This is a genomic window from Sphingomonas sp. BL-S-28, assembly GCF_055521515.1.
The window spans coordinates 569,194-586,746 of sequence record NZ_CM145484.1 but is presented as its reverse complement, the minus strand read 5'-3'; the positions used below and the strand labels follow the sequence as shown (position 1 = coordinate 586,746).

The window sequence follows — 17,553 nt, the reverse complement described above, 5'->3', positions numbered from 1 at the left end:
ATGAGCGACCACGCCTTCCTGACCCGCAGCGCCGCGATGGCCAGCATCGGCACGGCAGTGTTCCTGCTGCTGCTGAAAGGCTGGGCGGCCTGGACGACCGGCTCCACCGCGATGCTGGGCAGTCTGGCCGATACCACGCTGGACCTCGTCGCCAGTCTGGCAACGCTGCTGGGCGTATGGATCGCCGCGCAGCCGGCGGACGACAAGCACCGTTTCGGCCACGGCAAGGCGGAAGCGATCGCCGCGCTGTTCCAGATCGTGCTGATCTCGATCTCCGCCATCGGCATCGCCAGCCGCGCGATCGAGCAGTTCTTCACCGGTAGCCGCGTGCAGGATGCGCAAGGCGGCATCATCGTCTCGGCCGTGGCGATCGCGGTCACGCTCGCGCTGGTGGGCTGGCAGCGCCATGTGATCCGCCGCACCGGCAGCATCGCCATCCATACCGACAGCGTCCACTACCAGTCCGACCTGCTGCTGAACGTTGCGGTGATCGTTGCGCTGGTGCTGGAATATTACGCCGGTTTTGGCGGGGCCGATGCACTGTTCGGCTTGGTCATCGCCGGCTGGCTGGGCTGGGGGGCATGGGGCGCCTCACAGGCGGTACTCGACCAGTTGATGGACCACGAGTGGCCCGCCGAAAAGAAGCAGCGCTTTCTGGAAGTGCTGGCCCTGAACCCGGACATCACCGGCGTGCACGACCTGCGCACGCGGACTTCGGGCAACAAGGACTTCGTGCAGTTCCACGTCTGGGTCGATGCCCGGATGACCGTGCGGGAAGCGCACAAGGTGATGGACGCGATAGAGGAGCGGCTCCATGCCGTGTTCCCCGATCTGGAAATCCTGATTCACCCCGATCCGGAAGGGCTGGTCGACGAAGTGGGCCCGGCCGGCAAGGACATCCTGCCACCGATTCGCGTGGCGCTGGACTGATCAGACCCCGCCGGGGAACAGGGCCAGCAGCTTGCCCATGCGATCGTGCAGCTCGCCTTCCTGCGCGTGGGTGCTTTCGCCCAGACGCACCACGGTAAGCAGCTGGTCGGGCGATCCGATCACATACTGGCCCTGTTCGCCAAGGCAGGCGAAGGCGTTGGACGGTGCCTGCCCGGGGAACAGGATCGCCTGCTCGCTGGCCTTTGCGCGGTTGAGCCAGACGCCGGCGCCATAGGCAGCGTTGCGGGGGGAGGGCGCCAGCATGAACTGCACCCAGCGGCGCGGCAGCACTTGCGCACCGCCGACCGTTCCGGTGTGGCGCAGGAATTCGCCCAGCAACGCCCAGTCACGCGCCGAGGCATGGACCATGGCGGAGCCCACCATCGTCCCCTTGCCGTCATAGCCGACCAGCGTGGATTGCATGCCCAGCGGCAGCAGCACGCGATTCTTCAGATATTCGCTCACGGCGATGCGGCGGCGGTCCGGCGTCGCATCGGGCGAGAGCACGCGGGCGGCAAGGTCGGCAAGAATCACCGGCGTCGCCGCGCTGTTTTCGAATACCGCGCCGGCCGGGGCCTCCAGCGGCTGCGCCTCGGCATAAGCGGCCATATCGTCGCGCCCGTCGAGGAACAGCATCCGCATCCGGTCGGACTGGCCCGAAACGCCGTCCGCCGGCTCACCGCCGGCTTCGGAATGGCGCAGGCCCGATCGCATCTGCAACAGCTGGCGCAGCGTGATCTCCCCGCGCGGGTCGCCGGGGCGCTGCCATTCGGGAACCGGTGCCGATTCGTCCAGCCGCAGGCGCCCGTCGCTGACCAGTTGGCCGATCATCAGCGCGGTCACGCACTGGCCCATACCCCAGCCCTGCAGGCGGGTTTCGGGCTTGATGCCATCGCCGTAGCGCTCCGCGATCACCGAGCCGCGTTTCATCACCACCAATGCTTCGGTGCGGCCGACTTCGGCCTCTTCGAACAGCCCGTCGATGGCGCGGCCGAAGGCATCGTGCACGGCGCCGCCATTGTCCTTGATCGCGGCCTGCGCCTCCGCACTCGGCGGGGGAGGGCCGTCCGGCGCGGACTTTCCACAGCCCCAAAGTGGCAGCACCAGGGCTGGCACCGCAAGAAGGGCAAGGATATGGGGAAGGCGGCGCACCGGCATGACGCGGGTGTGATGTGCGAGGCGCGAACGGATGGCAACAGCGGGAACCGAAAGGATGGGGGACAGCAGGCCAAGGGATCGGCAGCCAAGCCCGTGGGTGCGAAACATCGTGCTGCTGGCGGCACTTGCGCTGGCGATCGCGCTGGCCTTCGCCTGGTCCGGCCTGCGCCAGCAGGCGCTGATCGGCACCTCCTACGCCGCGCAGTCCGGCTGCACCTGCCGGTTCGTCGCCGGGCGGGAGCTGGGTGCGTGCAAGGCCGACCTCAAGGTGGTGAACCTTGGCCGCACCACCGGCCTGCTGATGCTTTCGGAAGACGCGCAGGCCCGCACCGTGAAAGCCAGCGTGCCGCTGCTCGCCAGCCAGACCGCCACTTTCACCCCGGATCGCGGCTGCCAGCTCGAAGCATGGCCTCGTTGAAAGCGCACCTCAAGTTGCGCCGAATGCAACATGGACACTCCGGATTTGCTTGCGCGCCGCTACGGAACCGCTAGATTCCTCTCTGTCGAAACGGAAATTTTCAAAGGAGCAGGTGTAGCGGCGTTACGGCTTGAGCTTTAGGTCCAGTGCAGTTTGCGCAAACGCGCAAGGAACTGCACGCAGCGATTTTTGGCTGTTGCTTTCGTCGTCCTCGCCTGCGCGCATCGCCCTTTGGGCGACCGCGCATCCGTCGACCCGAACCCACCCGACAAACGATCGCCGTCGCCCGGGCGCCGCACCGACAAGGTGCGCCCTGGCGGCTGGCTCCAGATCCTCAGCCCGAACGCCCTGCACGCCGCCGTCGATCGACGACGACAGGGGAGCGGTTCTTCCCGCATGGAGAACGAGGATGGGTTATTTGGACAGTGATCAGGGATCGCGCCCGTTGAACGGAATGGGCCGCGCGGTGCGCAGTCTTGCCGGGCGGGGCGGCTTGGTGGTGGGCGTGATCGCGGTGGGCCTGCTGCTGACGTCCAGCATGGCGCGGGTACAGCCGGGCAACGTCGGCATTCGCGTGAACAACATCGCCGGCGGCGTTTCGCCCGATGCGCTGGGCGTGGGCTGGTACCTGGCCCCTCCCGGCACGCACATCTACGAATATCCGGTTTTCACACGCACTTACACCTGGACCGGCAATTCGACCGAGCAGAGCCCGACCGATGAAAGTTTCATCTTTCAGGACAAGAACGGCCTCTCGCTCAAGGCCGACGTGGCGGTAAGCTATCACGTCGATCCCGCGCGCGCGCCGATCCTGTTCCAGCGCTATCGCACGGACATGGACCAGATCATCGCCGGGCCGCTGCGCAACGCGATCCGCAACGCCATCGTCGAACGCGCGGCGCAGCTGGGGGTCGAGCAGATTTACGGCGACCACAAGGCCGAGCTGATCGAGACGGCGCAGCGCCGGGTGCAGGCGTTTTTCGCGCCGGTGGGGCTGGAAGTGGAGCAGGTCTACTGGGCGGGCAACATCGGCGTGCCGGACAAGGTGCTGGAACAGATCAACGCCAAGATCGCCAACGAGCAGGCGGCACTGGCCGCGCAAGCCAATGTCGCCACAGCAAAGGCCGATGCCGACGCCCGCGTCGCCAAGGCAGAGGGTGACGCCAAGGCGATCCAGGTGGAAGCGGAAGCGATCCGCACCAACCCGGAGATCGTGCGGATGCGCGCGGTCGAAAAGTGGGACGGCAAGCTGCCCACTTACAGCGGCGGGGGCCCGGTGCCGTTCCTGGGCGTGCAGTAAACGGGCAGGTGAGGGGATGCAGGCAGTTCTCCTGCCTGCATCTTCCCCCCGCATCATCCTTTCGCCGCGTCTTCCAACCGCCGCGCATTTGCTCTAGTGCGCAGCGGTTATGACCGAACAGCGTGACTATCGCAGCACCGTCTTCCTGCCGAAGACCGATTTCCCCATGAAGGCCGGGCTCCCCCAGAAGGAGCCGGGTATTCTGGCGCGCTGGCAGGAACAGGACATTTACGCCAAGACGCGCGAGGCCCGCGCGGGCCGCGAAAAGTTCGTGCTGCATGACGGCCCGCCCTATGCGAATGGCGACATGCACATCGGCCACGCCCTGAACCACATCCTGAAGGACATGGTCGTGCGCACCCAGACCCTGCTGGGCAAGAACGCACCCTACGTCCCCGGCTGGGACTGCCACGGGTTGCCCATCGAGTGGAAGGTCGAGGAAGAATACCGCAAGAAGAAGAAGAATAAGGACGAGGTTCCCGCTGAGGAATTTCGCGCCGAATGCCGCGCCTATGCCCAGAACTGGGTGAACGTGCAGCGCGAGCAGCTGAAGCGCCTTGGCGTCAACGGTGACTGGAACAAGCCGTACCTCACCATGGACTTCCAGGCCGAAGCCACCATCGTCACCGAACTGCTGAAGTTCGCGGAGCACGACATGCTCTATCGCGGCGCCAAGCCGGTGATGTGGAGCCCGGTCGAAAAGACGGCGCTGGCCGAAGCCGAAGTCGAGTACGAGGACATCGTCTCGACCCAGATCGACGTGGCTTTCGAGATCACCGAATCGCCGATCGAGGAACTGGTCGGCGCTCACGCTGTGATCTGGACGACCACGCCGTGGACGATCCCGACCAACCAGGCGCTCGCCTATGGGCCCGAGGTGGAATACCACCACTACCGCGCGCATGACGGCCGCCGCTTCCTGATCGCGGTGCCGCTGCTGGAAGCCTTCTTCACGCGCAGCGGCCTCGGCCCGGTTGCCGAAAGCGTGACCGGCGAAGCCGACCTTTCCGAATATGCGCTGGGCACCTATCGCGGCGCCGACCTTGCCGGCACCAAGGCCCGCCACCCGATGCACGCGCTGGGCGGCTTCTTCGCCGAGCCGCGTCCGCTGCTCGCGGGCGATTTCGTCACCACCGAGAGCGGCACCGGCCTCGTCCACATGGCGCCCGACCATGGCGAGGACGACTTCCTGCTCTGCAAGGCGAACGGCATCGGCCCTAAGTTCGTGGTCGAGGCAGATGGCAAGTACCGTGAGGACTGGGGCTGGCTGGGCGGCCAGGGCTCGGTCATCAACCCGAAGTTCAACGCCCCCGACGGCCCGATCTGCTCGGACCTGCGCGAGGCTGGCGCGCTGCTGGCGGCTTCGGCCGACTACAAGCACTCCTACCCGCACTCGTGGCGTTCGAAGGCCAAGGTGATCTTCCGCTGCACCCCGCAGTGGTTCGTGCCGATGGACAAGGTTCTGGGCCATCTGCCCTCCAAGACCCGCGCCGAACGCCGCTGGGAAGGGGAAGGCGGCGCCATCGATCCGATGGACGAAACCGCCGAAGCCTCGCCGACGCTGCGCGAAGCCGCGCTGGACGCCATCGCCGAAACGCGCTTCGTCCCCGAAAAGGGCCGCAACCGCATCGGTGCCATGGTCGAAGGCCGCCCGGACTGGGTGCTTTCGCGCCAGCGCGCCTGGGGCGTGCCGATCACGCTGTTCGTCGATCGCAAGAGCGGCGAATACCTCGTCGATGCCGAAGTGAACGCCCGCATCATCGCCGCCATCCGCGAGATCGGCGTCGATGCCTGGTCGGACGCGCGCGCGCAGGAATACCTCGGCACCAAGTACAGCGCCGATGACTACGAGCGCGTCGTAGACATTCTCGACGTCTGGTTCGATTCCGGCTCGACCCACGCTTTCGTGCTCGAATCCGGCCGCTGGCCCGAACTGGTGCCGGCCGAGGATCATGTCGGCCCCACCGCCGATCTCTACCTTGAAGGTAGCGACCAGCATCGCGGCTGGTTCCAGTCCTCGCTGCTCGAGAGCTGCGCCACGCGCGGCCATGCGCCGTACAAGGCGGTGCTGACCCACGGCTTCACGATGGATGCCAAGGGCTTCAAGATGTCGAAGTCGCTGGGCAACACCATCAGCCCGATCAAGGTGATGGAAACCAACGGCGCCGACATCATCCGCCTCTGGGCGCTCTCGGTCGACTATACCGAGGATCACCGCATCGGCGACGAGATCCTGAAGGGCGTGGCCGACCAGTACCGCAAGCTGCGCAACACCATGCGCTACCTGCTCGGCGCGCTTGACAGGTTCTCGGATGACGAGAAGCTGCCGATTTCGGACATGCCCGAGCTGGAACGCTACGTGCTCTCGCTGCTGGCAGGCGTCGATGCCACGCTGCGCAAGGCCGTCGCGGACTTCGACTTCAACACTTACGTCCGCACCCTGCTGGATTTCTGCAACGAAGACCTCTCGGCCTTCTTCTTCGATATCCGCAAAGACTGCCTCTACTGCGATGCGCCTTCGGATCCGAAGCGTCGCGCCTATCGCACCGTGCTGGACACGCTGTTCCACGCGCTGGTCCGCTATGCCGCGCCGGTCACCGTCTTCACGGCCGAGGAAGTCTGGCAGAGCCGCTTCCCCGGCAGCCAGAGCGTGCACCTGCTCGAATGGCCGGACGTTCCGGCCGTGGAGGCCGATGCCGCACGCTGGGCGGATCTGCGCGCCCTGCGCGTGAAGGTGACGGAGGCCATCGAGCCGCTGCGCCGCGAAAAGATCGTCGGCTCCAGCCTCGCCGCCACCGTGACGGTGCCGGCTTCCGCGCCCGAGGGCGATCTGGCCGAACTGTTCATCACCGCGACAGTGACGCGCGGGCAGGGCGATGGGGTGACTGTCACCCCGTCCACCGACCACAAGTGCGGCCGCTGCTGGCGCCACCTTCCCGAAGTTTCGGAAGACGGCGACCTTTGCGACCGCTGCGACGATGTGGTCGGCCAGATGGAGACCCCTGCATGAACGTGTGGCGCAACCGCTTGATCGGGCTGCTCATCGCGGCTGCGGTCTTCGTGGTCGACCAGGCGGTGAAGCTGTGGATGGTCGCCAATCTCAAGACCATCCCCGCGGCCGAGCGGGTGATCGAGATCCTGCCGATCTTCAATTTCCGCTGGACGGAAAACTACGGCGTTTCGCTGGGCCTGTTCACCGCCGGTTCGCCCGAGGGCCGCTGGGCGCTGGTCGCCATGACCGGCCTGATCGCGATTTTCGTGCTGGTCTGGCTGCTGCGTGAACGCAAGCTGCCCGAAATCGCCGCGCTTGCGCTGGTTCTCGGCGGCGCGCTGGGCAATATCCGCGATCGTGCAGGCAACGGCTATGTCATTGATTATGCCGACTTGCACTTTGGCGAATTCCGCCCCTTCCTCGTTTTCAACATCGCCGATGCCGCCATCACCATCGGCGTCCTGATTATCCTTGCCCGTTCACTGCTTTCGCGCGACAAGCCGGACACGAACGGCGGACACGACACGGCTGATGCCGCCCCGGAGATTTGAGTTGATGCCCATGAAGAAGACCGGAGCCCTGATCCTCGTCGCCGCCGGTGCGGCGCTCGTCTCCGGCTGCGGAAGCACTGGCCTGTTCAATCACGCCCGTCCCGACGAATTCGCCGTCCAGCGCCAGACGCCGCTGGTGGTGCCGCCCGACTTCGCGCTCACCCCGCCGAAGCAGGGCCAGCCGCGCCCCAGCGACGATTCGGTGCAGCAGCAGACGCTCGACGCGCTGTTCGGCGGCCCGCAGGCCCGCAGCGATATCGAGAAGTCGACGCTGAACCTGGCCGGCCCGGCCGATCCGGCGATCCGCTCCACCGTGGGTGATCCGGGCACCTACACGGTTGCCAAGGGTCAGGTGACCCGCGCGATCCTCGCCGCCCCCGAAGGCGACGGCCAGAACGCCCAGACCGCCATCGGCGGCTGAGCTTCTTTCAAAGCGCACAAAAAGAGCCGGGGCGGGACGACCGCCACCGGCTCTTTTTTTGTTTGGGGAGCCGAGGCGGGGCCGCGAACCAGGCCTGTCCGCCATTTACATCGTCGCCCTCGCGCAGGCGGGGGCCTTGCTTCCTTTTTGCGACCTCCCGCTGTGCCGCGAAGAAAAGCGGGATCCCCGCCTACGCGGGGATGACGAGCAATGGTTAGGTTACGAGTGGGGAGCGTTTTCCGGGGCGCCGCGCTCACCCCTCGCCGGAAACGCCATCGTCGCTCGTGTCCACTTCGATCCGCGACACGAGCAGCTTGTCGATCTTCAGGCCGTCCATATCGACAACCTCGAAACGCCAGCCCTGATCGCTGAAATGCTCGCCCTCGCGCGGGACCTTCTTGAGCACGGCCAGCACATAACCGGCAACCGTCGCGAATTCGCGGTCGTCGCTGAGCGTCAGGCCCAACCGGTCGGCCAAGGCGTCTGCCGGCATCGAGCCGGAGACCAGCAGCGATCCGTCCTCGCGCTCGGTCACGTAAGGCGCATCGCCCTCGTCCTGATGGCTGACGAAGGTGCCCGCCAGCGCCGCCAGCATGTCGGACGTGGTGACCACGCCTTCCAGATGGCCGTACTCGTCATGAACCACCGCCATCGGCACTTCGGCCTGCTGCAGCTTGCGCAGCGCATCCATGGCGTCGAGCTGGTCGGGGATGACTTCCGCCTTCTTCATCAGCGCGGCGATCTCCACCGGCCGCCCGGCGACGAATGCGGCCAGAACCTCGCGCAGCTTCAGAATGCCCAGCACCGTATCCGGCGAACTCTCGCGCGCCACGGGCAACAGCGAGTGCGGAGAGGCCTCGATCTTGGCGCGCAGCGTTTCCACGTCCGCGTCGATGTCGATCCAGTCGATCTGGTTGCGCGGCGTCATCAGTTCGCGCACCGGCCGGTCTGCCAGCCGCATGACGCCCGTCATGATCGCGCGCTCTTCCTCCTCGATCACGCCCGAACGCGTGGCCTCGGCAAAGATCATCTGCAGTTCTTCGGCGGTGATCTGCTCCTCGCCGCCGCGCCGCACGCCAATCAGGCGCAGGATCAGGCCCGAGGACCGGTCCAGCACCCAGACGATCGGCGCCATCGCCTTGGACAGCCAGACCATCGGCTGCGCCATGATCAGCGCCACCGATTCGGCGGCGCGCAGGGCAAGCTGCTTGGGCACCAGTTCGCCGACCACCAGGCTGGCGTAAGTCGTCACGATGATCACCAGCGTGAAGGCGCTTTCGTGCGAGAAGCGGGGCGAGACGCCCCAGGCTTCCAGCCGTTCGGACACCGGCTGTTCAAGGCTGGCGCCCGAATAGGCGCCGGCGATGATGCCGATCAGGGTGATGCCGATCTGCACGGTGGAGAGGAACTTGCCGGGGTCTGCCGCAAGGTCCAGCGCGGTCTGCGCCGCCTTGCTGCCCTTGTCGGCGGAGATCTTCAGCCGCGCGGCACGCGCCGACACGATGGCCAGCTCGGACATGGAGAACAGGCCGTTGATCAGGATCAGGCCGGCGATGATGAGGAGGTCGGTCCAGGGAAAGGGCGTCACAATGAACCCGCGCTAGCAGAATTCAGCGGCGCTGCGAAGCGGATGTTGCAAATGCAGCATTCGATCACAGTCGCGAAACATCGGCCCGCCATATCCACCCGGATTATTCCAAGTGCCTGAATGGAGGGGAACACCTGAGCTTTGCGTTCGTTCCTCCGCCATGGTGCATATGCTATTCATGATCACGACTGCACACAGTCGCCGGTAGTAATTCGCAGAGGAAGGGCAAACTCATGATGAAATCACGCCTGCTTGTATCCGTTGCCGCCGCCGTTTCGCTCGTCGCCGTATCGGGCTGCGTCACCGATCCCAACACTGGTCAAAAGAAGGCCTCCCGCACCGCGATCGGCGCGGCCGGCGGCGCCGGCCTTGGCTATCTGCTGGGCAGCGTGATCGGCGGCAGCACGGCGCGTATCGTCGGCGCCGGCATCGGCGGCGTGGCCGGCACCGTGGTCGGCAGCCAGATGGACAAGCAGATCCGCGAGCTGAAGGAAACCACCGCCGGTTCGGGCATCGACGTCACCCAGGAAGGCGATGGCATCCTGGTAAACCTGCCGGACGTGACTTTCGCCTTCAACTCCACCGAGATCAGCCCTTCCTTCCAGCAGTCGCTGAACAAGGTGGCCGATTCGATGAAGCAGTATCCCAACAGCCTGATCGACGTTTACGGCCACACCGATTCGGTCGGATCGGATGCGTTCAACCTCGACCTTTCGAAGCGCCGTGCCGATTCGGTGGCTCGCTACCTGATGATGCAGGGCGTCTCTTCCGCACGCATCCAGACGCAGGGCATGGGCAAGAACTACCCGGTCGCGGACAATGCGACCGAGGAAGGCCGCGCCAAGAACCGCCGCGTGGAAATCAAGATCACGCCGGTGACCACCGAACAGGTGCAGGCCGCGCACTGATCGCGCGGATCGCGCCGATATGCGATGACAGGGGGCCGGATGCGCAATCCGGCCCCTTTTTCATGTCCGGAGAACGAGAACTCATGAAAATCGCGATCTTGAGCATGTCGATACTGCTGGGCGCCTGCGCTTCCGCGCCGGCCGAGCAATCGCCGCAGCCGCAGAGCCCGTCCATCGGCATGGCCAATCCGGCCTCCAAGTATTGCGTAGACAGCGGCGGCAAAAGCGAGATCCGCAGCGGACCGCAGGGTCAGACCGGCTATTGCCACCTGCCGGATGGCCGCGTGGTCGAGGAATGGCAGCTCTTTCGAGAGGCGCACAAGGATAACGATTAAGCCTCGACAACTGGGCCTCTCGCTGAATCTCGACATTTCCACGCGAACGCGCGAAAGACCGCGCCCATGAGCACTTTCGCGATCCCCGGTTTCGACCTGTCCGCCTTTGTCGATGCAACCCTGGCCGAAGATCTCGGCGTGGGCCTTCCGGGGGGAGGGCATGACGTCACCTCCGAAAGCGTGATCGACGCGGATGCGCGCTTTTCCGGTGTAATGGATTCGCGCGATGCGATCACCGTCGCGGGCCTGCCGATCGCCGCCGCCTTTTTCCGTACGCTCGATCCCGCCATGGAGATCGAGATTCTGGTCGAGGAGGGCGCCCGCGTCGAACCCGGCGCCAAGCTGATGCGGCTGACCGGCAACGCCCGCGCCATGCTGACAGGCGAGCGTTCGGCGCTCAACACCGTGCAGCATCTGTCCGGCATCGCGACGATGACGCGCGAATACGTCGACGCCATGGATGGGCCCAATGGCAATGACGCGATCCTGCTGGATACGCGCAAGACGATTCCCGGCCTGCGCCACCTCGAAAAGTATGCCACCCGCATGGGCGGCGCGCAGAACCACCGCATGGGCCTGTGGGACGCGGCGATGATCAAGGACAACCACGTCCTCGTCGCCGGCGGCGTCGGCCCCGCCGTGGCCCGCGCCAAGGCCGCAGGCGTCGCCCAGATCATCTGCGAGGTTGATCATCTCGACCAGATCGAACCCGCCATCGCGGCGGGCGCCCATCACCTGCTGCTCGACAACATGGGCCCGGACAGGCTGCGCGAAGCCGTCGCCCTCGTCGCCGGCCGCGTGCCTACCGAGGCCTCGGGCGGGGTGAACCTCTCCACCATCGGCGCGATTGCCGGATCGGGCGTGACTTACGTCTCGGTCGGCCGCCTGACCCAGAGCGCGCCGGCGGCGGATATCGGGCTGGACTTCACGCCGCTTTGAAGCGGTCTCAGCGGCGTTCCCGGAAGAAGCTGCGGAGCATCTCCGCAGCCTCGGCTTCCCCGATTCCCGAATAGACTTCCGGCCGGTGCAGGCACTGGTCGTGTTCGAACACGCGTGCGCCATGCTCCACCGCGCCGCCCTTGGGGTCCGACGCGCCATAATAGAGCCGCGCGATGCGGGCGTGGGAGATGGCGCCCGCGCACATCGCGCAAGGTTCCAGCGTCACCCAAAGCTCGCAGCCTTCGAGTCGCTCGTTGCCCAGAATCGCAGCTGCAGCCCGAATCGCCTCGATCTCGGCGTGGCTGGTGGGATCGTGACGCTCGCGCGGGCCATTGCGCCCGGTGGCGATCACCGCGCCGTCCTTCACCACCACCGCGCCGATGGGCACTTCGCCCGAGTCCGCGGCTTCCCGCGCTTGCGCGAGGGCGAGTTGCATGTATGGGGGAAGCGGCCATCGAGTCATTCCCAAGCGCTAGCGGCTGAAAAAGCTGTGTGCAACTTGACCATCGCGGGGGGAATCGCTAAGGGCGCGCCTTCCCGTATTAACGGCAACAGATTTTTTCGAGCGAGAGTTAGACATGTCCCGCATCTGCGAACTGACCGGCAAGGGCCGCCAGGTCGGCTGCAACGTCAGCCACGCCAACAACAAGACCAAGCGCGTCTTCCTTCCCAACCTGCAGAACGTCACGCTTCTGTCGGACGGCCTGGAGCGTAGCTTCAAGTTCCGCGTTTCGACCCACGGTCTGCGCTCGGTCGAGCACAACGGTGGCCTCGACAACTGGCTGCTGAAGTCCTCGGACACCAGCCTCTCCACGCGCGCGCTCAAGGTGAAGCGCGAGCTGAAGAAGAAGCTGGCCGCCTGATTCTCCCACGCTTCCTTCGGGAAGCGTGATCTTTCAGGACATGCGGCAAGGGCGTGCGGGCATTGTGCCTTGCGCGCCTTTTCGCATGTTCATCGTCCGCAGATCAGTGGCTAATGCCGGGACTCAACCGGGTGGACCCTTGAATTCAGGGAAGTTCGCGGGGATCGACGCTCATCTTCCAGAGCAGCGTGCGCTGGAGCGGCGAGTAGTTGTCGTCCGAGATCAGCCAGACCGTCAGCCGCCCATCCTGTCGTGGGACGATGGCCAGCCCTTCGAAATTGTCGATCGGCAGGTCTGACGACAGCCGCGCCACTTCGGTGACCCGCCAGGGCTGACCGGGCCGAATCGTCGCGGGATCACCGATGGCGATGCGCCCGGCGAATCGCTGGGGCATCGGCCAGATCAGACGACGCATCAGTATCAGCAGCCGGCCATCGGGCATTTGCGCCATGTCGGTGGGGCTGAATCCGGCGGGGCCATCGAAGATGAAGCGCTGGCCGTCGGGATTCTCGGTGGGATCGCCGGCAAAGGTAACCGCCGGATGGAGATGATCGCTCCAACCCGCGAAGCCTTCACGTAGCAGCACGAAACGGCCATCGGCAAGGCGGGTCATGGCTTCGGGGCCAGTGTTCACGCCCCAGTCGCGCATTGATTCGGGCTGCACGCGGCGTTCCACGTGAAACGCCGGGTTCAACCGGAAGATCGCGTTCTTGCCTTCCAGCCCCAGCCAGATCGTACCGTTGCCGTCCTCCGTCGCCGATTCGACATCGCGGTCTTCCTTCGCATCGCCATCGGACAGGGGAAGCTTGCCAAGCTTGCTATGCCTCTGCGATTCGCCAGGCGCCCGAAAGCGTAGGAAGTTCCCCGAATCGCTCAAGGCCAGCATCTGCCCGTCCGGCCGCATCAGCAGCGCGGAATAGCTGCCGAAGCGATGGGTGCGACTGTGCAGGTGCCAGACCTGCTCCAGATGGAAGACTCCCAGCTGCGCGGTCAGCCGCTCGGGTGAGGGCAGGGGCAGCGTCTCGAAGTTCAGTTCCAGTCGCTTCAGCTTCGCAGGCGGCGTGGAGCGTGCCCAGGTCAGCGGCAGGAGCGCCAGCAGCGCGAAAAGGGCTATGGTGCGGCGCACGAGGAGCGGGATAGGGAATCTCACGCGGGCTGCAAGCCGCTTCGCGCATTTATCCCGGAAGAGTCAGTGCAGGATCAGCACGGAATCAGTTTGGCGGTCCGGTGAACAGGATCGGATCGAGCCGGGCATCGTTCCACTTGATCGACCAGTGCAGGTGCGGACCGGTGGCGCGCCCGGTCATGCCGATGCGGCCGATAACCTGCCCCTGCTTCACGTGATCGCCTTCCTTCACCAGCAATTGCGAGCAATGCAGGAACGCGCTGTTCAGCCCCATGCCGTGATCGATCATCAGCAGGTTTCCTTCCAGCGAGAAGGGCTTTTCCGCCGCCAGAATCACCACGCCATCGGCCGGCGCCACGAAAGGCGTGCCGCTGGTGCCGGTGGCGATGTCCATGCCGGAATGGTAGGCCGCCGGTTCGCCCTGATAGACGCGCTGCGATCCGAAACGGCCGGAAATGCGGCCCTTGGCCGGCCAGATGAAATGCTGGCGCCAGCCCTGCGCATCGGTCTGCAGGTTGCGGGCGGCATTGATCCGGTCCAGCTCCGGCTGGCGGATCTTCATGAATTCCGCCGTCGGCCCGCCCGGCTTGCGGGGGATATTGATGTTCTCGATCTGCCAGGCGCGCGGCGCGATGGCGACGGTCTGGGAGACCTTGCGGCCATCGGCCAGCGTGGCGATCAGCGTCTCGCCCGGCTTGGCGTCACGATCGAAGGCGGCGAACCATGCGCCGTCCGCCGCGATCTTCACCGGCTCTCCATCCAAGGTAAGCGCGCGGGTGCCTTGCGGAACCTTCCCGCGGATCCAGCCGCCCTGCGTCACTTCACCGGCATAAGTAATGCCGGAAGGACTGGTGACCGCCACCGTCGCAGCGGGAGAAGCCCCCACCAGAACGACCAGACCGGCAACGGCAAGCACCCCGCCGGCGATGAGCGATACTTTCAGACGAGTCATGCCTTCCCGAGCAGGCGCCGGGTGGCGATCTCTGCGGAGGCGTAGGGCTCCTGAAGCTCGACGCTCCAGTACCGCAGTTCCTCAAGCGGAATCTTCTCGCCCGAAACGGCGCAGAGCACGAAGTGGCCGCCACTCAGGACGCGAAATCCATTGGGGCCATATTGAAGCTTGGCGGGACGATCGGCGGAAGACATCAGCATGGGCAAATCCTAGCAGGTCGCGCTGGTCAAAACAAATCACCCTGCCGAGGTTCTTCAGGTTTTTGGCGCACCGCACGCTTCGGGGCCGCACCCTCGACCGAACCTGTCGCTTCGGCCGGGGCCGATACAGGCGGGGTCGGGGCAATAGAACCTGTGCCGCCTGAACCGGGGGTGACTGTTCCGCCATCCGTGGCCACCTGCAGCATGCCGTCGCGGAACCGCAGCATCAGCGCCGACTCCTGCGCCGCCGTGTCGCGGCTGGTCAGCGTCCGCCCGTCCAGCGCGGTTACGCGGGCAAAACCGCGCTCCAGCGGCTTGTCGGGATTGAGTTGGGGCAGCACGCGGGCCGTCGGCGCCAGTGCGTCGCGGGCCATCGCCCAGCGGCGCTGCAGCAGGCGCGGATGCAGACCCGCGCGCTCGACCCGCTCGCCGGATACCTGCACGCGGTGGCGCAGCAGCGGGAGCGAGAGCTTTCCGGCAACGCGATGCAATTGCTCGCGCTTGGCACCGGCTTCATCGCGCAGGCCGCGACGCAGGCGTTCGGAAAGTTCGTCCAGCTTCTGCGCCTTGGCGGCGAGAATCGCCTCGGGCTTGGGCAGGCGCTGCACGCGCGCTTCCAGCCGCTCGCGCCCCAGCGTGACCGGGCGGAGCGCGCAGCGGCGCTTCCGGTAAGCGAGTTCGTCCAGCGTCGCGGCCAGTTCCGCCCGCACCGGCACCGCCATTTCGGCAGCGGCGGTCGGCGTCGGCGCACGGCGGTCGGCCGCATAGTCGCAAAGCGTGGTGTCGGTCTCGTGGCCTACGGCCGAGATCACCGGGATCGACGATTCGGCCACGGCACGAACGACGACTTCCTCGTTGAACGACCACAAATCCTCGATCGAGCCGCCGCCGCGCGCGACGATCACCAGATCGGGGCGCGGCACCGGACCGCCGGGCTGGATCGCCGAGAATCCGCGCACGGCATTGGCTACTTGCTGCGCGGCACCTTCGCCCTGCACCAGCACCGGCCAGACCAGCACACGGCTGGGGAAGCGGTCCGCCAGACGGTGGAGAATGTCGCGGATCACCGCGCCGGTGGGTGACGTCACGACGCCGATCACTTGCGGCAGGAAAGGCAGGGCGCGCTTTCGCTCGGGCGCGAACAGCCCCTCTTCCGCCAGCCGCGCGCGCAGCTTTTCCAGCAGCGCCAGCAATGCGCCTTCGCCGGCGATCTCCATCGTTTCGATGACGATCTGGTATTTCGAGCGGCCGGGGAACGTCGTCAGCTTGCCGGTGGCGATGACCTCGACGCCGTCTTCTGGCCGGAACGCCAGCCGCTGGGCGCCGCCTCGCCACATGACGCCGTCGATCACCGCCTTGTCGTCTTTCAGCGCGCAATAGACGTGGCCCGATGCCGCCCGCTTCACGCCCGAAAGCTCGCCCCGCAGGCGCACGAAGCCGAAGCGATCTTCCACCGTGCGTTTCAGCAGATTCGAAATCTCGCTGATCGAAAGCGGCGCGGCGTTGTCCCCGGCCGCTTGCTTCGCTACCAGCCCACCGGAACGACCATCATCGAATTCGTCGTCATCGAAAGGCACGGGCAATGAATATCCTTCTTCTGGGCTCTGGCGGCCGCGAACATGCGCTGGCCTGGAAGCTAGCGCAATCCCCGCTCTGCCAGACGCTCTGGGCCGCCCCCGGTAATCCGGGCATTGCCGAAGTGGCAAGCTGCATCGACCTGGATGTCACCGATCATGCGGCGGTCATCGCCTTCTGCGAGGCGAATGTGATCGGCCTGATCGTGATCGGGCCCGAGGCGCCGCTGGTCGACGGCCTGGGCGATGCCCTGCGCGCAGAGGGCTTTTCGGTGTTCGGCCCGAACCAGAAGCCGGCCCAGCTGGAAGGATCCAAGGGTTTCACCAAGGACCTGTGCGAACGCGCCGGCATCCCCACCGCCGGGTACGAGCGCGTTTCCAGCGAGGCGGCCGCCATGGCCGCGCTCGCCAAGTTCGGCGCGCCGGTGGTCATCAAGGCCGATGGCCTTGCCGCCGGCAAGGGCGTGACCGTGGCCATGACCATGGACGAGGCCGAGGAAGCGGTGCGCGAAATCTTCTCCGGCCGCTTCGGTGAAGCCGGCGCCGAGGCCGTGATCGAGGAATTCATGGAGGGTGAGGAAGCCAGCTTCTTCGCGCTGACCGACGGTTCCACCATCGTCCCCTTCGCCTCCGCGCAGGACCACAAGCGCGTGGGCGACGGCGATACCGGCCCCAATACCGGCGGCATGGGCGCCTACAGCCCCGCTCCAGTGCTGACGCCTGCGCTGGAAGCCGAAGTGCTGGAACGCATCATCGCGCCGACCGTCCGCACGCTGGAAAACGAAGGCATTCCCTATTCGGGCGTGCTGTTCCTGGGCGTGATGCTCACCGCGCAGGGCCCGAAGCTCATCGAATACAACTGCCGCTTCGGGGATCCGGAGTGCCAGGTGATGATGATGCGCCTTGAATCGGACCTCGTCGAACTGCTCCACGCCTGCGCCGACAATCGCCTTGCCGCGATCCAGCCGCCCAAGTTCAGCCCGGATACGGCGCTGACCGTGGTGATGGCAGCGGACGGCTATCCGGGCACGCCTGCCAAGGGCGGTGCGATCGCCGGTATCGACAAGGCCGATGCGCTGGGCGCCAAGGTCTTCCACGCCGGCACTACCCTGAAAGACGGCGCGCTGGTCGCCAGCGGTGGCCGCGTGCTCAACGTGACCGCACGCGGCGCTTCGGTGACGGAAGCGCAGGCCAAGGCCTATGCCGCCGTCGACGCGATCCAGTTCCCCACCGGCTTCTGCCGCCGCGACATCGGCTGGCGCGAAGTGGCGCGTGAAAAGGGCGCCAGCGCGTAATCC

The 17,553-nt window shown here is 66.0% G+C and carries 18 protein-coding genes; 11 read left to right on the top strand and 7 right to left on the bottom strand.

The features are described from left to right. Positions 1 to 930, top strand: coding sequence for a cation diffusion facilitator family transporter (locus ACZ1JC_RS11635; RefSeq protein ID WP_465136714.1), 930 nt, complete (start codon positions 1 to 3; stop codon positions 928 to 930). Here the strand turns inward: ACZ1JC_RS11635 and ACZ1JC_RS11630 are convergent, their stop codons facing one another. After that, on the bottom strand, positions 931 to 2,088 hold the full coding sequence (locus ACZ1JC_RS11630; protein WP_465138616.1) for a serine hydrolase domain-containing protein: 1,158 nt from the start codon (positions 2,086 to 2,088) through the stop codon (positions 931 to 933). Positions 2,089 to 2,197: 109 nt separating this feature from the next. Between ACZ1JC_RS11630 and ACZ1JC_RS11625 the strand changes: the two genes are divergently transcribed. The 5 genes from ACZ1JC_RS11625 (at position 2,198) to ACZ1JC_RS11605 (ending at position 7,770) form a co-directional block, all read left to right on the top strand. Then, on the top strand, positions 2,198 to 2,506 hold the full coding sequence (locus ACZ1JC_RS11625) for a hypothetical protein (RefSeq protein ID WP_465136715.1): 309 nt from the start codon (positions 2,198 to 2,200) through the stop codon (positions 2,504 to 2,506). A 409-nt stretch (positions 2,507 to 2,915) separates the two neighbouring features. After that, a complete protein-coding gene (locus ACZ1JC_RS11620; RefSeq protein WP_465136716.1) occupies positions 2,916 to 3,806 on the top strand; it encodes an SPFH domain-containing protein in 891 nt (296 codons plus the stop codon). A 109-nt stretch (positions 3,807 to 3,915) separates the two neighbouring features. Continuing rightward, a complete protein-coding gene (gene ileS / locus ACZ1JC_RS11615) occupies positions 3,916 to 6,816 on the top strand; it encodes an isoleucine--tRNA ligase (RefSeq protein ID WP_465136717.1) in 2,901 nt (966 codons plus the stop codon). After that, entirely contained in the window at positions 6,813 to 7,349 is a 537-nt protein-coding gene (gene lspA / locus ACZ1JC_RS11610; protein WP_465136718.1) for a signal peptidase II, read from the top strand. Before ileS ends, lspA begins: the two co-directional genes overlap by 4 nt. Before the next feature lie 4 nt (positions 7,350 to 7,353). Further along, positions 7,354 to 7,770, top strand: a complete 417-nt coding sequence (locus tag ACZ1JC_RS11605) for a DUF3035 domain-containing protein (RefSeq protein WP_465136719.1) — start codon at positions 7,354 to 7,356, stop codon at positions 7,768 to 7,770. Positions 7,771 to 8,023: 253 nt separating this feature from the next. On the opposite strand, the gene ACZ1JC_RS11600 is transcribed toward ACZ1JC_RS11605, so the two are convergent. Next, positions 8,024 to 9,358, bottom strand: coding sequence for a hemolysin family protein (locus ACZ1JC_RS11600; RefSeq protein WP_465136720.1), 1,335 nt, complete (start codon positions 9,356 to 9,358; stop codon positions 8,024 to 8,026). Between the two features lie 233 nt (positions 9,359 to 9,591). Between ACZ1JC_RS11600 and ACZ1JC_RS11595 the strand changes: the two genes are divergently transcribed. From ACZ1JC_RS11595 to nadC, 3 genes are all read left to right on the top strand, one after another. Continuing rightward, complete coding sequence (locus ACZ1JC_RS11595) at positions 9,592 to 10,266, top strand: YiaD family glycine zipper/OmpA-like lipoprotein (protein ID WP_465136721.1); 675 nt, start codon at positions 9,592 to 9,594, stop codon at positions 10,264 to 10,266. A gap of 83 nt (positions 10,267 to 10,349) precedes the next feature. Continuing rightward, the gene (locus tag ACZ1JC_RS11590; RefSeq protein WP_465136722.1) at positions 10,350 to 10,601 is read left to right on the top strand and encodes a putative hemolysin; all 252 of its coding nucleotides are present in this window, start codon (positions 10,350 to 10,352) and stop codon (positions 10,599 to 10,601) included. Between the two features lie 66 nt (positions 10,602 to 10,667). Then, a complete protein-coding gene (gene nadC, locus ACZ1JC_RS11585; protein WP_465136723.1) occupies positions 10,668 to 11,540 on the top strand; it encodes a carboxylating nicotinate-nucleotide diphosphorylase in 873 nt (290 codons plus the stop codon). Between the two features lie 7 nt (positions 11,541 to 11,547). Here nadC and ACZ1JC_RS11580 read toward each other — a convergent pair whose 3' ends face one another. Further along, complete coding sequence (locus tag ACZ1JC_RS11580; protein WP_465136724.1) at positions 11,548 to 12,003, bottom strand: nucleoside deaminase; 456 nt, start codon at positions 12,001 to 12,003, stop codon at positions 11,548 to 11,550. 115 nt (positions 12,004 to 12,118) lie between these two features. Between ACZ1JC_RS11580 and rpmB the strand changes: the two genes are divergently transcribed. Beyond that, positions 12,119 to 12,403 (top strand): 50S ribosomal protein L28, encoded by a 285-nt coding sequence (gene rpmB / locus ACZ1JC_RS11575; RefSeq protein ID WP_465136725.1) that lies wholly within the window; start codon positions 12,119 to 12,121, stop codon positions 12,401 to 12,403. Between the two features lie 145 nt (positions 12,404 to 12,548). Here the strand turns inward: rpmB and ACZ1JC_RS11570 are convergent, their stop codons facing one another. The 4 genes from ACZ1JC_RS11570 to xseA form a co-directional block, all read right to left on the bottom strand. Continuing rightward, on the bottom strand, positions 12,549 to 13,553 hold the full coding sequence (locus tag ACZ1JC_RS11570) for an esterase-like activity of phytase family protein (RefSeq protein ID WP_465136726.1): 1,005 nt from the start codon (positions 13,551 to 13,553) through the stop codon (positions 12,549 to 12,551). A gap of 61 nt (positions 13,554 to 13,614) precedes the next feature. After that, positions 13,615 to 14,481 (bottom strand): M23 family metallopeptidase, encoded by an 867-nt coding sequence (locus tag ACZ1JC_RS11565; RefSeq protein WP_465136727.1) that lies wholly within the window; start codon positions 14,479 to 14,481, stop codon positions 13,615 to 13,617. Then, the gene (locus ACZ1JC_RS11560; protein WP_132387764.1) at positions 14,478 to 14,681 is read right to left on the bottom strand and encodes a DUF2093 domain-containing protein; all 204 of its coding nucleotides are present in this window, start codon (positions 14,679 to 14,681) and stop codon (positions 14,478 to 14,480) included. Before ACZ1JC_RS11560 ends, ACZ1JC_RS11565 begins: the two co-directional genes overlap by 4 nt. Positions 14,682 to 14,707: 26 nt before the next feature. Beyond that, positions 14,708 to 16,264 (bottom strand): exodeoxyribonuclease VII large subunit, encoded by a 1,557-nt coding sequence (gene xseA, locus ACZ1JC_RS11555; protein WP_465136728.1) that lies wholly within the window; start codon positions 16,262 to 16,264, stop codon positions 14,708 to 14,710. Here xseA and purD point away from each other — a divergent pair. Next, positions 16,264 to 17,550, top strand: a complete 1,287-nt coding sequence (gene purD / locus ACZ1JC_RS11550) for a phosphoribosylamine--glycine ligase (protein ID WP_465136729.1) — start codon at positions 16,264 to 16,266, stop codon at positions 17,548 to 17,550. The two genes, xseA and purD, sit on opposite strands and share 1 nt — an antisense overlap. Positions 17,551 to 17,553: the final 3 nt, after the last annotated feature.

Excerpts from the sequence above, each read along its gene's own strand:
- ACZ1JC_RS11630 (WP_465138616.1), bottom strand. The coding sequence starts at position 2,088 with ATGCCGGTGCGCCGCCTTCCCCATATCCTTGCCCTTCTTGCGGTGCCA.
- ACZ1JC_RS11560 (WP_132387764.1), bottom strand. The coding sequence starts at position 14,681 with ATGCTGATGTCTTCCGCCGATCGTCCCGCCAAGCTTCAATATGGCCCC.
- ileS (WP_465136717.1), top strand. The coding sequence starts at position 3,916 with ATGACCGAACAGCGTGACTATCGCAGCACCGTCTTCCTGCCGAAGACC.
- lspA (WP_465136718.1), top strand. The coding sequence starts at position 6,813 with ATGAACGTGTGGCGCAACCGCTTGATCGGGCTGCTCATCGCGGCTGCG.
- nadC (WP_465136723.1), top strand. The coding sequence starts at position 10,668 with ATGAGCACTTTCGCGATCCCCGGTTTCGACCTGTCCGCCTTTGTCGAT.
- ACZ1JC_RS11595 (WP_465136721.1), top strand. The coding sequence starts at position 9,592 with ATGATGAAATCACGCCTGCTTGTATCCGTTGCCGCCGCCGTTTCGCTC.
- ACZ1JC_RS11605 (WP_465136719.1), top strand. The coding sequence starts at position 7,354 with ATGCCCATGAAGAAGACCGGAGCCCTGATCCTCGTCGCCGCCGGTGCG.
- ACZ1JC_RS11590 (WP_465136722.1), top strand. The coding sequence starts at position 10,350 with ATGAAAATCGCGATCTTGAGCATGTCGATACTGCTGGGCGCCTGCGCT.
- rpmB (WP_465136725.1), top strand. The coding sequence starts at position 12,119 with ATGTCCCGCATCTGCGAACTGACCGGCAAGGGCCGCCAGGTCGGCTGC.
- ACZ1JC_RS11580 (WP_465136724.1), bottom strand. The coding sequence starts at position 12,003 with ATGACTCGATGGCCGCTTCCCCCATACATGCAACTCGCCCTCGCGCAA.
- purD (WP_465136729.1), top strand. The coding sequence starts at position 16,264 with ATGAATATCCTTCTTCTGGGCTCTGGCGGCCGCGAACATGCGCTGGCC.
- ACZ1JC_RS11620 (WP_465136716.1), top strand. The coding sequence starts at position 2,916 with ATGGGTTATTTGGACAGTGATCAGGGATCGCGCCCGTTGAACGGAATG.
- ACZ1JC_RS11635 (WP_465136714.1), top strand. The coding sequence starts at position 1 with ATGAGCGACCACGCCTTCCTGACCCGCAGCGCCGCGATGGCCAGCATC.
- ACZ1JC_RS11565 (WP_465136727.1), bottom strand. The coding sequence starts at position 14,481 with ATGACTCGTCTGAAAGTATCGCTCATCGCCGGCGGGGTGCTTGCCGTT.